We start from the raw sequence: 14236 nt of genomic DNA on the forward strand, positions 1-14236 counted from the left end.
ACCGGTATCCCGATATTGTTAGTCGAGAAAGTCTTGAACCGTCGCGATCGTGTCCGCCTCCGCCGCTGTCTTGTCGTCGCGGTAGCGCACCACGCGGGCGAAACGCAGCGCGACACCGCCCGGGTAGCGGGTCGAGCGCTGTACGCCGTCGAAGGCGATCTCGACCACCTGCTCGGGTCTGACCTCGACCACCCAGTCGCTGTGCGGGTCAGCGAGCGCGAGCTCGGAGAACCTCTCGGTCTGCCAGGCCAGCATCTGGTCGGTCATGCCCTTGAACGTCTTGCCGATCATCACGAACCCGTCGGGTCCGCGAGCGCCGAGGTGGATGTTGGAGAGCCAGCCCTTGCGGCGTCCCGACCCCCACTCGACGCCGAGCACGACCAGGTCGAGGGTGTGGACCGGCTTGACCTTGATCCAGCCCGATCCGCGCCGCCCGGCCTCCCACGGGACTTCGAGGCCCTTGACCACGACGCCCTCCTGCCCGCCGGCCAGTGCGCCGGCAGCGAACGCCTCGCCCGCTGCCGGGTCGTCGGTGACCACCCGCGCGATGCGGTGCTGGGCGGGAACCACGGAGTCGAGCAGGGCGAGCCGCTCGGAGAGCGGGCTGCCCAACAGATCTGCCCCGTCGAGATGGAGTACGTCGAAGAAGAACGGCGCCACGACTGCGGTGGCCTCTCCTCGGGTCGCCGTGCGGGAGGCGGTCTCCTGGAATGGCCGCGGCCGTCCGTCCGGTCCGACCAGCATGGCCTCGCCGTCGAGCACGACCGAGGAGACCTGGAGGCTGCGTACGATCTCGACGACCTCCGGCAGCCGGGCGGTGATGTCGTCGAGGGTGCGGGTGGCGATCACGACCTCCTCGCCTTGCCGGTGCACCTGGATCCGGATGCCGTCGAGCTTGGTGTCGACCACCGCCGGCCCGCCTATCTTCGCCAGCGCCTCCTCGACCGACCCGGCCGAGGAGGCCAGCATCGGCATCACCGGTCGGCCGACCACGAGCCCGACCTCGGCGAGTGCCTCCTCGCCGTCGAAGGCCAGCCCGGCGACCACCACGGTCGAGCCGGCGAGCATCGCGGCGCGGCGCACGGCGGGCAACGGCACCCCGGCAGCCACCGCGAGCGCCTCCTGCACCAGCGAGTCGAGCGCCCCTTGACGTACCTCTCCGGTGACGACACCCCGCAGCCACACCTGCTCGGCCGTCGTCGCCGCGCCGAAGAGCGTCTCCGCCTCGCCCGCCCGGGCGACCTGTGAGCCCGAGCCTGACAGGAGCGACATCCGCTCGAACGCCTCGTGCACCTCGCTCGCCGTGAGCGACGCATCGGCCGCGGGCGAGGGGAGTGTGCTGAGCGAGCGCCACCCCAGCCCCGTACGCCGCTGCAGCAGCGTGCCGGCGAGATAGGCGGTCACCACCGGCAGCTCGGCGCGCGTGGCCTTGCCGAGGCACTCCGCCAGCGCGGCGACCTTCGCCTTCCGCGACCGGGTCGCGGCGACGGTGTTCGAGGTGGAGACGATGTCGGCGAGCAGCATGTCTCCAGTGAACCTCACGCCACCGACATCCGAGCCTGTGGCGCCGCGAGGCACGAGCGGCGGCGGAACGGGAGGAGGTGGAGCGGGTCGAGACCACGGTGCGCTACGCCTCGACCTGCTGCCCCGGATCGCGCCCGAGGAGACGGAGCGCGTCGCCCCACGGGTCCTCGCCACGCTCGACGAGCGGCGCGGCGAAGACCGGCGTCCCGCCCGGCCGGGCGGCGATCTGCCGCGCCATGTCGAGGACGAAGCCGATAGTGGCCTCCGAGGGCCGATAGTCGCGACCGAGGGCGGTCGCGACGTCCCAGGCGTGTACCGCGGCGTCGAGCAGCTGCATGCCCAGAGCGACCGTGACGGTCGGCCGGAAGCCGAACTCGGCGAGGTGCATCGTCGCGCCCGGATCGGCGGCGCCGAAGGCGTCTCGGACCCGACCGGCCGACTCCTGCCATCTCTGGGCGACGTCGTCGACGGTCACCGGCACGGACGAGTACGCAGCGACCGGCGCGTCGCCGTCGGCCACCGCGGCGGTGAAGCCGAGGTTCTGGCCGACCATGTGGCCGAACAGGTCGGCGAGGTCCCACCCGGCGCACGGGGTGGGGACGGTCAGATCGCCGGCCGAGGCGGCGAGGGCGGTGGTGTCGTCGAGGGCGTGGCGATGCTCTGCGAGCAGGTCTTCGAAAGTAAGCACCTGTTGATCGTAAGCAGAGGTAGATGATATGTCGAGCGATTAGGATCCTGCCGTGGATCGACCTGAGCTCGGCTTCCTGCTGTCCCGTCTGATGCGCGAGGTGATGGCCCGCGAGAAGCCCATCCTCGACTCCGCGGGACTGGAGATGTGGGACTACGCGGTGCTGACCGCGCTGGCCGAGTCGGATGCGCCCACGCAGGCCCAGCTCGCCGCGACCACGGGCCGTGACAAGACCCGCCTGATCGGCAACCTGGACCGGCTCGAGGCCCAAGGCATGGTCGAGCGCCAACCGGACCCGGACGACCGTCGCAACCGGATCGTCTCCCTGACGCCGGCCGGCTCTCGGACCCTCCGGGGCTGCCGCGAGGCGATCAGAGTCATGGAGTCCGAGCTGCTGGCCGATCTCGACCCGGCCGACCGGGCCGCGTTCGAGCGCGCGCTCACGGCTCTGGCCGCGACCGAGCCGGCGACGCGACCCGTCTGATCACCAGCCAGGTCTCCCAGCGGGCTAACCTCGAGACATGAGCGCCGTGAATGCTCACCGAGGTAACTCGGTGGAGCCCCGCCTACTTCGGGGAGTTCCGCGAAGGAAGCGACAGGTCGCCGAGGTGCCTCGGTCAACGGTGGCCGCATGAGCCAGCAACGGACCGTGCGCCCGGGCTATGCCGTGGGCCTCGCCTCGATGTTGCGGCCGCTGCGGCGCGGGCTGGGGGATCCGACGTACAAGATCCTCGGCGAGGACCACTGGAGAGCCGTCCGTACGCCACAAGGCCCCGCCACGCTCAGGCTGCGCCAGCGCGACGCCGAGGTGGAGTCCGAGGCATGGGGCGAGGGTGCGGAGTGGGCCCTGGAGCACGTGCCCGGGCTGCTGGGAGCGGGCGACCATCCCGAGGAGTTCCGTACCGACGACCCGCTGCTCGCGGGCCTGCTGGAGCGTTTCGAGACACCACGCTTCGGGCGCACCGGTCTGGTGATGGAGGCGCTGGTGCCCTCGATCATCGAGCAGAAGGTGACCAACAACGAGGCGTTCCGCGGCTTCGGCAACCTGGTCCGGCGCTTCGGTGAGGTCGCCCCCGGCCCGGGCGCTGATCACGGGCTGCGCCTGCAGCCGACACCCGAGACGCTCCGGACGATCCCCAGCTGGGACTGGCTGCGCCTGCCGGTCGATCCGGCCCGGTCCAAGGCCGTCCTCCAGGCTGCCCGGGTCGCGACCGCGGTCGAGCGGACCGCAGGTCTCCCCGGTGAGGAGGTCGAGCGTCGCCTCACCACCATCCCGGGCATCGGGGAGTGGACCGTCGCCGAGGTGCGACAGCGGGCGCTCGGCGACCCCGACGCGGTCAGCTTCGGTGACTACCACCTCGCCAAGGACGTCGGGTGGGCGCTGACGAACGAGGCTTGGGATGACGACCGGCTCCGCGACTACCTGGAGCGGTTCCGCCCGCACCGCGCCCGCGTCGTGGCGCTGATCTATCGAGGCGCTGGGCAGCGGCCTCGGCGGGGGCCGAAGATGTCGCCTCGGACGCACTTGCCTAGCTGAGTTTTACTGCCGAGTCGGCGCATCCGCCCCCTCTCGCTCGCTTCGCTTCGCGAGGCACGGGGGCAGATCCGCCGACTCGGCAGGCCTCGGGGCGGTCGTGCCGGCTACGGGCTCAGAGCAGGGGGCGCAGGGGGGTGAGGACCAGCTCGGTGAACTTGCGGTGGATGTCGCGGGCGGCCCACTCGTCGGCGGTCAGCTCGATCGCGTTGGACTCGTCGCGGGAGAAGATCTCCTCCATCTGCTTGGCGACGTCGCGGTCGAAGATCTCCAGGTTGATCTCGTAGTTGCCGGTCAGCGAGAGCCGGTCGATGTTGGCGGTGCCGACGGTCGACCAGAAGCCGTCGACGGTGGCGGTCTTGGCGTGGATCATCGCGTCCTTGAACCGCAGGATCCGCACACCCGAGCCGAGCAGCTGGGAGAAGTAGCCGCGCGAGATCCAGTCGACGACGATGTGGTTGGACTTCAGCGGCAGCAGGATGCGTACGTCGACCCCGCGCCGCGCCGCGGCCTTGAGCGCGTCCACGAAGTCCTCGTCGGGGACGAAGTAGGCGGTGGTCAGGTAGATGTTGCGGGAGGCCCGGTTGATCGCCTCGAGGTACATCGACCGGATCGGGAACATCCACAGCCGGGGCACGTTGCGGTGGAACCGGAGGTCGGGCTCCCATGACGGGGCGGTCTCGATGAGCAGCGGTCCCTCGGCGCCGTCGCGGTGGTTCAGCGGGTGCGGCCGCCGCCGGTTGAGGTTCCAGAAGTCGGCGAACGCGCGGCGCAGGTCCCAGACGCCGGGGCCGGTGATGCGCACGTGCGTGTCACGCCACTCGGTGGCGTACGCGGTCCCGATGTTGTAGCCGCCGACGAACCCGACGGTGTCGTCGACGACCAGGATCTTGCGGTGGTCGCGGCCGTAGCGGGAGAGGTCGAAGAAGCGCCACCCTGCCGCGTAGGCGGGGTAGCGCAGGACGTGCATTCCCTCGGGGAAGCGCTTGAACCGGGAGGGAACCACGAGGTTGGCGAGCTCGTCGTAGATGCAGTAGACGTCGACCCCGCGTTCGGTCGCCGAGGCCAGCGCCTGCTTGAACCGCTGGCCGACCTCGTCGCCCTTCCAGATGTAGGTCTCGAGGAAGATCTGCTTCTTGGCGCCCTCGATGGCGGCGATCATGTCCTCGTAGAGGTCGTTGCCGAACGTATAGGCGGTGACCGTGCCGTCGCCGACGCTGTTGGTCAACGGTGGCGTCACCGGGAACGGCTTGCCCCTTCGCCCGCGCTGGCCGCGGCTGCGGTAGCCGTCGACGAGGCTCATCACGACGGCGAGCGCCACCGGCACGCCGAAGACAACGAGGAGCAGGCGGCGTAGGAACCTCATGACGCCCCCCGGCGACAGTCTCATCACGGTCCCCAATCTAACCGGCCCGGCGCGGCGAGACACACCGGCGCGGACTTCTTACCCCATCGGCGGCTCCGGCGCGGGTGATCGCGCTCGGGACCAAGGGTGGAGGATCCTGTGACCCGCGTCACCTACCGCCGGGTAAGTCGTTGAAACGAAATACCTCCCACCCTGTTCCCGGGCATGTCGCGGCGGGTCGTTGCCCTCAGAACTGAAACATGTTCTACTACAGGCTCGAAACGTGAGCCGAGTCACAAGCCCTCGCGAAAGGTCAAGGATGGCAGTGCAGTTCGCCTCGCTGGTCCGAGGTGTCGGCGGGATGGGTCTGATGACCGGAGAGGTCGTGAAGGGCACCTTCACGACCAAGTTCCAGATGAGGGAGTTCCTCGAGCAGGCCTGGTTCATCACCAGCGTCACGCTGCTGCCCGCCGTGCTGGTCTCGATCCCTTTCGGGGCGGTCATCTCGCTGCAGGTCGGCAACCTCGCCGGCCAGCTCGGGGCCCAGTCGTTCGCGGGGGCGACGGCGGTGCTCGCGGTGGTCAGGGAGGCGGCGCCGATGGCGGCCGCGCTGATCATCGCCGGTGCCGCCGGGTCGGCGATCTGCTCGGACATGGGATCGCGCAAGATCCGTGAGGAGATCGACGCGATGGAGGTGCTGGGCATCGACCCGGTGATCCGGCTGGTCATCCCACGGGTCCTCGCGTGCCTGTTCGTCTCGGTGATGATCAACGGGATCGTGATCGCGACCGGCATCGGTGGCGGCTACTTCTTCACCGTGATCGTCCAGGGCGGCTCGGCCGGTGCGTTCCTGTCGAGCTTCACCGCGCTGGCGAGCCTTCCCGACCTCTACATCTCGATGGTCAAGTCGGCCCTGTTCGGTTTCCTGGCGGCGATCATCGGCGCCTACAACGGCCTCAACGCCCAGGGTGGTCCCAGCGGCGTCGGCCGAGCGGTCAACGAGGCCGTGATCATCGCGTTCATGATGCTGTTCGTCCTCAACTCCATCATGACCGCTGTCTACTTCCAGATCGTTCCTCAGGACGGGTTGTGATCCCCCGGTGTCCAACACGCTCGCCCAGGTGGGCAACCAGATCGTCAAGGAGCAGCGCCAGGCCGTCGAAGGCTACGGCGACCAGCTGCTCTTCTACGTCAAGGCCCTGGCCTGGGCGCCACGCACCATCCGCCGCTACAAGCGGGAGGTGCTCAACATCCTCGCCGAGGTCGCCTTCGGTGCCGGTGGCCTGACGATGATCGCCGGCACCGTCGGCGTGATCGCCTTCATGGCCTTCTTCGCCGGCTCCGAGGTCGGCATCCAGGGCTACGCCAGCCTGAGCCAGATCGGCGTCGCGAAGTTCTCCGCGTTCATCTCGGCCTTCTTCAACACCCGCGAGGTCGCCCCGCTGATCTCCTCGATCGCGCTGGCCGCGACCGTCGGCTGCGGCTACACGGCCCGATTGGGCGCGATGCGCATCAGCGAGGAGATCGACGCGCTCGAGGCGATGGGCGTGCCGAGCCTTCCCTACCTGGTCACCACCCGGATGATCGCCGGGTTCCTGGCCGTCATCCCGCTCTACATCGTCGCCCTGTGCGCCTCCTACCTCAGCCCGCGGCTGATCACGACGCTGATGTACGGGCAGTCGGGCGGGACGTACGACCACTACTTCCTGGCGTTCCTGCCGCCGATCGACATCCTCTACAGCTTCCTGAAGCTGATCATCCTCGCGGTCGCGATCATCCTGATCCACTGCTACTACGGCTACACCGCCTCCGGCGGCCCGGCCGGGGTCGGCATCGCGGTCGGCAAGGCGATCCGTACGTCCATCGTCACCGTCGTCGTCGCGGACTTCTTCCTGAGCTTCGCGATCTGGGGATCGACGACCACGGTCCGGATCACGGGGTGAGCGCCAGATGTTGATGGGCATCCAGCGCGACACCCGCGCCGAGCACACCAAGCTCTTCGTCTCCGGGATCGCCTTCACGGTGACCCTCGCCCTGCTGATCACGCTCTGCGTGGCGATCTACCAGAAGGCGTTCGTGCAGTTCACCACGGTGAGCGTCGAGGCAGATCGGGCCGGCCTGCAGCTGCCGCGCTACGGCGACGTCCGCATGCACGGCGTCATCGTCGGCCAGATCCGCGAGATCAACCAGGACGGCAAGAAGGCCGTCATCGAGCTCGGTCTGGAGCCGGAGCAGGCCGAGCAGATCCCCGCCAACGTCAGCGTCGCGATCAAGCCGACGACGCTGTTCGGGCAGAAGTACGTCGAGTTCATCGACCCTGAAGGAGAGCGGACCGGCGCACTGAGCGACGGCACCGTGATCCCCGCCGACCGGGTCCGCACCAGCGTCGAGCTCGACGTGATCCTGGCCCGGCTCTTCCCGCTGCTGAAGTCGATCCGTCCCCAGGACCTCAACAGCACCCTGCACGCCCTCGCCACCGCACTCTCCGGCAACGGGGAGAAGCTCGGCGAGACCATGGTCCAGCTCAACGACTACCTCGAAGAGATGAACGTCCACCTCCCCACACTCGAACGCGATCTCGAAGACATGGCCGACGTCGCCGAGACCTACTCCATGGCCGCGCCCGACCTCGTCAAGGTCCTCGAGAACACCACGACCACCGCCAACACCGTCACCGAGCAGCGTGCCCGCCTCGGCGGCCTGCTCACCTCCGTGACCGGAGTCGCCGACACCTCCAAGAACCTGCTCGCCGAGAACGAGAAGGCGATCAGGTACGAGACCGAGCTGGCGGTGCCGCTGCTCAAGCTGCTCTCCGACTACTCGCCGGAGTACACCTGCCTGCTGCGGGGCCTCGACGACTACACCGAGCTGCTGGCGACCGTCTTCCAGCAGAACCGCGTGCGCCAGACGATGGTTCTCGACGGCACGCAGAAGCCGGCCTACGGCCGCGACGACCGCCCCGAGTGGGGCGAGATCGGCCATGGCCCATGGTGCGACGGCCTGCCGAACCCGCAGGTGCCGGCCGGCCCGAACGAGCTCGAGAACGGCACCGAGGACGTCCCGTGGGCGCCCGGGAACGGGGGTCTGCAGTGAACAAGCGAGATCTGAAGACCGCGGTCGCCGGGACCAAGCTGGTCATCTTCACCGTCCTCTCGATCCTCGTCACCGGCACCCTGGCCTCGATCATGGGCAACGTCGGCTTCGGCGACCGGGTGCCCTACCGCGCCGAGTTCACCACCGCCTCGGGCCTGAGCGAGGGAGACGACGTACGCGTCGCCGGCATCAACGTGGGCGAGGTGCTCTCCGTCGAGATCGAGGGCGGTGACCACGCGATGGTCACCTTCCGGGTCGACGCGACGGTGCCGCTGACCACCGCCAGCGGCGCCCAGGTGCGCTACCTGAACCTCGTCGGCGACCGCTACCTGGCCCTGACCCAGGACGCCGGGCAGCAGTCGGGATCGGAGGGCACCCCCTTGCGGAAGGGACAGGCCATCGCGATGGCCAACACCACGCCGGCGCTCGACCTGACCGAGCTCTTCAATGGCTTCCAGCCCCTCTTCCAGGCGCTGCAGCCCAAGGACGTCAACAAGCTCTCCCTCAACCTGATCCGGGTGCTGCAGGGGGAGGGCGGCACGGTCGCGAGCCTCCTCTCGGAGACGGCGGAGCTGACCAGCGCCCTGGCCGAACGCGACCAGCTGATCGGCGATGTGATCACCAACCTGTCCAAGACGCTCAACACGGTCAACGAGCACCACACCGAGCTGGCCGACCTCATCCAGCAGCTCAGCGGGTGGATGAAGGACCTGGCGCGCGACAAGGAGGCGATCGGCGACTCGATCTCCTCGATCGGCGACCTCACCGACGAGCTGGCCGGGCTGCTCACCGACGTACGTCCGTTCCTCAAGGAGGACATCAAGCAGCTCAAGCGCGTGGTGGACATCCTCAACAAGCCGGGCAACCAGAAGCTGCTCGACAAGACGCTCGAGCGGCTCCCGGAGACCCTCGAGTCGCAGGCGCGGATCGGCAGCTACGGCTCCTGGTACAACTACTACCTCTGCGACCTCGACTTCTCGATCAAGCTGCCCTCGCTCGGTGAGCTGCTCGACAACTCACCGGCCGTCAAGGCGATCCAGAAGCAGCTCGACAACGTGGCCTTCTACAGCCGGGCCGAGAGGTGCAAGCTATGAGTGAGCGCCAGCGAACGACCATCAATCCCAGACCGGTGCGTCCGTATCCTTGCTCCTCCTCGACGGAGGTGCCGGTCTGATGGCACACCACTCCGACACCCAGCTCAAGCGCACCGGCGTGATCACGATCGTCGTGATCGCACTGGCGCTCACCGCTGCGTTCAACCTGCGCAAGCTGCCGTGGTTCGCCGGCACCACCTACCAGGCCGAGTTCTCCGACACCAGCGGCCTGCACGTGGGCAACCGGGTCGAGATCGCCGGCATCCGGGTCGGCCGGGTCAGCGACATCGAGATCGAGGGGGCCAAGGTGGTCGTCTCCTTCTCGGTCGACGGCGCCGAGATCGGCCACCGCAGCGAGGCGAAGATCGGGGTGCTCAACCTGCTGGGGGAGAAGTACCTCGACGTCACCCCGCAGGGCGGCCGGACGCTCGACGCCGGAGACACGATCCCGCTCGCCCGCACCAGCGCGGGCAGCGACATCGTCGGCACCTTCGGCGACCTCGCCGAGACGACCGAGGCGATCGACACCCAGCAGCTGGCCAAGGCGCTGACCACGATGTCGGGCACCCTCGACAAGGCGGGACCCGAGGTGCAGGGCGCCTTCCAGGGCATCGCCGCGCTCTCCCAGACGATCGCCGCCCGCGGTGACGAGCTGGAGTCGCTGCTGCAGGACGCCGAGCAGGTCGTCCAGCTCGTCAACGAGCGCAAGCAGGACATCGTCAGCGTGATGGAGAACGGCGACCAGGTCTTCGCCGAGCTGATCCAACGCCGCCAGGCCATCCACCAGCTGCTGGTCAACGCCACCGCCCTGGCCGAGCAGCTGCAGGCCCTGGTGAAGGAGAACCAGAAGCAGATCGGTCCCGCGCTGGACGCGCTCCAGCAGGCGCTGAAGTTCCTCAACGCCCGCGACGAGGACCTGACCAAGACCATCCAGAACTACGGGCCGTACGCGTCGATCCTGATCAACATCATCGGCACCGGCCCCTGGTTCGACGCCTACCTCGCCAACCTGACCGGCATCGTGAGCGGCGAGTTCGTGCCCGGACGACGACCAGGGATCGTGGAATGACAAAGAACTTCTGGGGCCGAAAGTGGGCCGCGCTGCCCATCGCGCTGGTGCTGATGTGCGGGCTGCTGCTCGTCTCCGAGGTGGCCGCGCCCGACACCAAGCTGGTCACCGCCAGCTTCCCGCAGGCGGTGAGCATCTACGAGGGCTCCGACGTGGTCATCATGGGTGTCAAGGTCGGCAAGGTCGCCTCGCTGGAGCCGAAGGGCGACCACGTCGACGCGGTGATCGAGTACGAGAGCGACTACAAGCTGCCCAAGGACGTGAAGGCGGCGATCGTCACCCCGACCCTGGTCGCGGACCGGTTCGTGCAGCTGACACCGGCCTACACCGGTGGACCGACGATGGCCGACGGCGGCGAGATCCCGATCGAGCGCACCGCGGTGCCGGTCGAGCTCGACCGGATCTATGCCAGCCTCTCCGAGCTGACCACGGCGCTCGGGCCCAACGGAGCCAACAAGAACGGTGCGCTGAGCGACGTCCTGCGTGAGGGCGCCGACGCACTGGAGGGCAACGGCAAGATCGGTAACCAGGCGATCGCCGACATGTCCGAGGCGGCCCAGGTGCTCGGCGGCAACTCCGAGCAGCTCTTCAGCACCCTCTCCCAGCTCTCCGAGGTCACCAGGACACTGGCTCGCAACGACGACACGACCGAGAAGTTCCTCACCGACCTCGCGGACGTCTCCACCCAGCTCGCCGGGGAGAGCGACGAGCTCGACCAGGCGCTGGTCGCGATCGCGCAGGCGGTCAAGGTGACCAAGTCCTTCGTCGAGAACAACCGCGACGCCCTGGTCGGCGACGTCAAGCAGCTCAACAAGACGCTCAACATCCTGGCCAAGGAGAAGGAGACGCTCGGCACCGTCATCGACCTGGCGCCGCTCGGGATCGGCAACCTGGCCGAGTCCTTCGACCCGGCGTCCGGATCGGTCGGCTTCCGGCTGCAGGTCGGTCCGATCGGCTCCGACCTCTCCAACATCCTCTGCATGGTCGTCGAGAACGACCAGATCCCGGGGGCCAAGGAGATCTGCGCACTGTTCAAGGCGCTGCTGCCCAGCGGGGTCACCTCGGCGGTCGGCGGTGCGCTCACCGACGCCGCCGCTCCCACCGACCGCGACACCGCCACCGGGCTGCCGATCGAGACCCCGACAGGGATCTCCGGCGACAAGGCCAAGAAGCCCGAGGTCGAGCCAGAGGTGGTCACCGAGGGCGGGATCGGAGCACTCTCGGGGTCGCTCCAGGACCTGATGTCAGGAGGCAAGAAGTGAGGATCAGAGCCTTCCTGGCGATGCTCGGCATCGTCGCCGTGGCCAGCGGGTGCGGCGTACAGGCCTATGACCTGCCGCTTCCCGGCAAGGAGGTCGGCGAGGGCGAGGGCTACGTGGTCGTCGCGGAGTTCAACGACGTCGTCGACGTGGTGCCGCGCACCAAGGTGATGGCCAACGACGTCCCGGTCGGCCAGGTCGACAAGGTCGAGCGCGAGGGCTGGCACGCGAAGGTCACCATGACCCTGCGCAAGAACATCGAGCTTCCGGCCGACGCGCTGGCCAACGTACGCCAGACCAGCCTGCTCGGGGAGAAGTACATCGCCCTGGTGGCACCCGAGGGTTCCACCATCGCGAGTGCCGGGAAGCTGGGCGACGGTGCCACCATCGGGCTCGAGCGCACCAACCGCAACCCCGAGGTCGAGGAGGTGCTCGGCGCGCTCTCCTTCCTGCTGGCCGGCGGGGGAGTCGGTCAGCTGAAGACGATCAGCGACGAGCTCAACACCATGATGGACGGGCGCACCGGTGACATGCGGGCGCTGCTGGGCAACCTGGAGACCACGGTCGCCTCGCTCAACCAGCAGAAGGGCTCCATCATCAAGGCGATGGAGCAGGTCGACCGGCTGACCCGCACCCTCAACAAGGAGTCCGCGAAGATCGAGGCGGCGATCGACTCCTTCGGGCCGGCCCTGAAGGTGCTGCGCCAGCAGCACGCCGACCTGTTGAAGATGATGAAGGCGCTCGACCGGCTCGGTGTCGTGGCGACCCGGGTGATCAACCAGAGCGGCGCCAACCTGACCACGGCGCTCGACGAGCTGGCGCCGACGCTGCGCGAGCTCGCCGACGCCGGCGACTCGCTGCCCCGCGGCCTGATGATGGCGGCCAGCTTCCCGTTCCCGGAGAACGCCTCGGGGCTGGCGATGGGCGACTACTCCAACGCGCTGTTCCACATGGACCTCGACCTCAACAAGCTGGTCGGCAGCCTCACCAACGGCGAGTCGACCGGCATCCTGCCGCAGGTCATCCAGATCTGTCTCTCCTACTCGAAGGGCTGCGCGGCGATCCAGCCGCTGGCCAAGTCGCTGTGCGACCTCACCAACCTGAACCTGGTGTGCTCGGTGGTCGGCAAGGAGGACACGCCGCTGAAGAAGGGCGAGAAGATGCCGAAGATCCCGGACGTCTCCGACCTGCTGCCCAAGAGCGAGACCTCGACCAAGACGCCGGGGCTCAACGACCTGGTCCCGGAGATCGCCGAAGGACTCTCGGCGCCCCCGGACGCCGAGTCGCCCACGGCCGAACCGACGACCGGGGGCCTGCTCGGCCTCCTCGGACTGCTGGGAGGCGGCAGCTGATGACACGGAGCGTCCGCAACAAGCTGGTCATCTTCCTCATCCTCGCCGCGGTCGGGATCTTCTACGTCTCGGCGGCCTACCTCGGCGTCGTCGACCGGGTCCTGGGTCGCCACGTGGACGTGTCGGTCGACCTGCCGGCCTCGGGCGGTCTCTACGAGGGCAGCGAGGTGAACTACCGGGGCATCGGCATCGGCCGGGTCGCCTCGATGACCGTCACCGACGACGGCGTACGCGCCGAGCTGGAGCTCGATCCGGGCACCGAGGTGCCGCGCGACGCCGAGGTGGAGGTCCACAACCTCTCGGCGGTGGGGGAGCAGTACATCAACTTCATCCCCGACTCCGCCTCCGGCCCCTACCTCGCCGAGGGCGACGTCGTGACCGCCGGTCCGGAGTCGATGCCCGGCACCACCGACGAGCTGCTCACCGAGCTCAACAGCTTCACCACCTCGATCAACGGCGAGGACCTGAGCACCGTCGTCGCCGAGCTCGGCACGCTGTTCCGCGGCAACGCCGAGAACCTGCGTACGTTGCTCGACTCGGGTTCCACGCTGGTCGACGAGGCCTCGGCGCACCAGAAGGAGACGATCCGTCTCCTCAACACCAGCCAGACGGTGCTCCAGACGCAGAAGGAGCACAGCGGAGACATCCGCGACTTCGCCAAGGGGCTCGAGGAGGTCACCGCCACCCTCGACAAGCGTGACCCGGAGCTGCGCGAGATCCTGCAGGGCGGCGAGGCGACTGCGGTGCAGGTGCAGTCCCTGCTCGACGGGCTGCAGCCGCTGCTGCCCGTCTTCCTGGCCAACCTCAGCACGGTCAACGAGGTGCTCACCGCCCGGCTGCCGGCGATCGAGCAGACCCTGGTGACCTTCCCGCGGGTCGTGGCCACCGGGTGGACCGGCTCGCCCGGTGACGGCTACGGTCACCTGTCGATGGGCTTCGTCTACACCACGCCGCCCTGCCAGGAGGGCTACAAGCCGTCTGACCAGTGGATCCCCGGCACCGTGATGGAGGATCAGCCGCTCTACCCGGCCAAGTGCACCGACGAACGCGCCCAGCCCGGCTACGAGGGCAACAACCCGATCATGCAGCGGGGTGTCAACATGGTGCCCGAGCCCGAGGGTGTGGGGAAGTACGTCACGACCTACGACCCGAAGACCGGGCGCACCAAGCTCCCCGATGGAAAGACGGTCACGATGTCCACCCCGACCGATGACGGAGGCCTGGTCTCCGCCCTGTCCGACGACTCCTGGCGATCGATGATCCTGGGAGAGGAGTGAG

13 protein-coding genes are annotated in these 14236 nt (G+C 68.5%); 10 read left to right on the forward strand and 3 right to left on the reverse strand.

Annotation, left to right across the window (positions count from 1 at the left end):
* Nucleotides 1–18: 18 nt before the first annotated feature.
* On the reverse strand, nucleotides 19–1524 hold the full coding sequence (locus BLT25_RS02485) for an ATP-dependent DNA ligase (RefSeq protein WP_091041510.1): 1506 nt from the start codon (nucleotides 1522–1524) through the stop codon (nucleotides 19–21).
* 103 nt (nucleotides 1525–1627) lie between these two features.
* Nucleotides 1628–2212, reverse strand: coding sequence for a TIGR03086 family metal-binding protein (locus BLT25_RS02490; RefSeq protein ID WP_091041513.1), 585 nt, complete (start codon nucleotides 2210–2212; stop codon nucleotides 1628–1630).
* 52 nt (nucleotides 2213–2264) lie between these two features.
* Here BLT25_RS02490 and BLT25_RS02495 point away from each other — a divergent pair, with 52 nt between their 5' ends.
* Both BLT25_RS02495 and BLT25_RS02500 read left to right on the forward strand, forming a co-directional pair.
* Nucleotides 2265–2696, forward strand: coding sequence for a MarR family winged helix-turn-helix transcriptional regulator (locus BLT25_RS02495; protein ID WP_091041515.1), 432 nt, complete (start codon nucleotides 2265–2267; stop codon nucleotides 2694–2696).
* Nucleotides 2697–2843: 147 nt separating this feature from the next.
* On the forward strand, nucleotides 2844–3749 hold the full coding sequence (locus BLT25_RS02500; protein WP_091041516.1) for a DNA-3-methyladenine glycosylase family protein: 906 nt from the start codon (nucleotides 2844–2846) through the stop codon (nucleotides 3747–3749).
* A 112-nt stretch (nucleotides 3750–3861) separates the two neighbouring features.
* Here BLT25_RS02500 and BLT25_RS02505 read toward each other — a convergent pair whose 3' ends face one another.
* On the reverse strand, nucleotides 3862–5112 hold the full coding sequence (locus BLT25_RS02505; protein ID WP_091041519.1) for a phospholipase D-like domain-containing protein: 1251 nt from the start codon (nucleotides 5110–5112) through the stop codon (nucleotides 3862–3864).
* Nucleotides 5113–5452: 340 nt separating this feature from the next.
* Here BLT25_RS02505 and BLT25_RS02510 point away from each other — a divergent pair, with 340 nt between their 5' ends.
* From BLT25_RS02510 to BLT25_RS02545, 8 genes are all read left to right on the forward strand, one after another.
* A complete protein-coding gene (locus BLT25_RS02510; RefSeq protein WP_305367616.1) occupies nucleotides 5453–6184 on the forward strand; it encodes an MlaE family ABC transporter permease in 732 nt (243 codons plus the stop codon).
* Between the two features lie 7 nt (nucleotides 6185–6191).
* The gene (locus tag BLT25_RS02515; RefSeq protein ID WP_091041523.1) at nucleotides 6192–7034 is read left to right on the forward strand and encodes an MlaE family ABC transporter permease; all 843 of its coding nucleotides are present in this window, start codon (nucleotides 6192–6194) and stop codon (nucleotides 7032–7034) included.
* A gap of 7 nt (nucleotides 7035–7041) precedes the next feature.
* Entirely contained in the window at nucleotides 7042–8184 is a 1143-nt protein-coding gene (locus BLT25_RS02520) for an MCE family protein (protein WP_091041524.1), read from the forward strand.
* Nucleotides 8181–9278 carry an MCE family protein gene (locus tag BLT25_RS02525; RefSeq protein ID WP_091041527.1) on the forward strand — a complete coding sequence of 366 codons (1098 nt, stop codon included), beginning with the start codon at nucleotides 8181–8183 and terminating at the stop codon, nucleotides 9276–9278. Before BLT25_RS02520 ends, BLT25_RS02525 begins: the two co-directional genes overlap by 4 nt.
* Before the next feature lie 79 nt (nucleotides 9279–9357).
* A complete protein-coding gene (locus BLT25_RS02530; RefSeq protein ID WP_091042418.1) occupies nucleotides 9358–10347 on the forward strand; it encodes an MCE family protein in 990 nt (329 codons plus the stop codon).
* The gene (locus tag BLT25_RS02535; RefSeq protein ID WP_091041529.1) at nucleotides 10344–11609 is read left to right on the forward strand and encodes an MCE family protein; all 1266 of its coding nucleotides are present in this window, start codon (nucleotides 10344–10346) and stop codon (nucleotides 11607–11609) included. The genes BLT25_RS02530 and BLT25_RS02535 overlap by 4 nt, the downstream gene beginning before the upstream one ends.
* On the forward strand, nucleotides 11606–12958 hold the full coding sequence (locus BLT25_RS02540; RefSeq protein WP_091041531.1) for an MCE family protein: 1353 nt from the start codon (nucleotides 11606–11608) through the stop codon (nucleotides 12956–12958). Before BLT25_RS02535 ends, BLT25_RS02540 begins: the two co-directional genes overlap by 4 nt.
* The gene (locus BLT25_RS02545) at nucleotides 12958–14235 is read left to right on the forward strand and encodes an MCE family protein (protein WP_091041533.1); all 1278 of its coding nucleotides are present in this window, start codon (nucleotides 12958–12960) and stop codon (nucleotides 14233–14235) included. The genes BLT25_RS02540 and BLT25_RS02545 overlap by 1 nt, the downstream gene beginning before the upstream one ends.
* The last annotated feature ends 1 nt before the right edge of the window (nucleotide 14236 follow it).

The organism is Nocardioides sp. YR527 (assembly GCF_900101045.1).
Taxonomy (GTDB): domain Bacteria; phylum Actinomycetota; class Actinomycetes; order Propionibacteriales; family Nocardioidaceae; genus Nocardioides.

Coding starts and splice junctions, on each gene's coding strand:
- BLT25_RS02485 (WP_091041510.1), bottom strand. CDS start 1,524: ATGCTGCTCGCCGACATCGTCTCCACCTCGAACACCGTCGCCGCGACC.
- BLT25_RS02500 (WP_091041516.1), top strand. CDS start 2,844: ATGAGCCAGCAACGGACCGTGCGCCCGGGCTATGCCGTGGGCCTCGCC.
- BLT25_RS02505 (WP_091041519.1), bottom strand. CDS start 5,112: ATGAGGTTCCTACGCCGCCTGCTCCTCGTTGTCTTCGGCGTGCCGGTG.
- BLT25_RS02510 (WP_305367616.1), top strand. CDS start 5,453: ATGGGTCTGATGACCGGAGAGGTCGTGAAGGGCACCTTCACGACCAAG.
- BLT25_RS02520 (WP_091041524.1), top strand. CDS start 7,042: ATGTTGATGGGCATCCAGCGCGACACCCGCGCCGAGCACACCAAGCTC.
- BLT25_RS02530 (WP_091042418.1), top strand. CDS start 9,358: ATGGCACACCACTCCGACACCCAGCTCAAGCGCACCGGCGTGATCACG.
- BLT25_RS02535 (WP_091041529.1), top strand. CDS start 10,344: ATGACAAAGAACTTCTGGGGCCGAAAGTGGGCCGCGCTGCCCATCGCG.
- BLT25_RS02545 (WP_091041533.1), top strand. CDS start 12,958: ATGACACGGAGCGTCCGCAACAAGCTGGTCATCTTCCTCATCCTCGCC.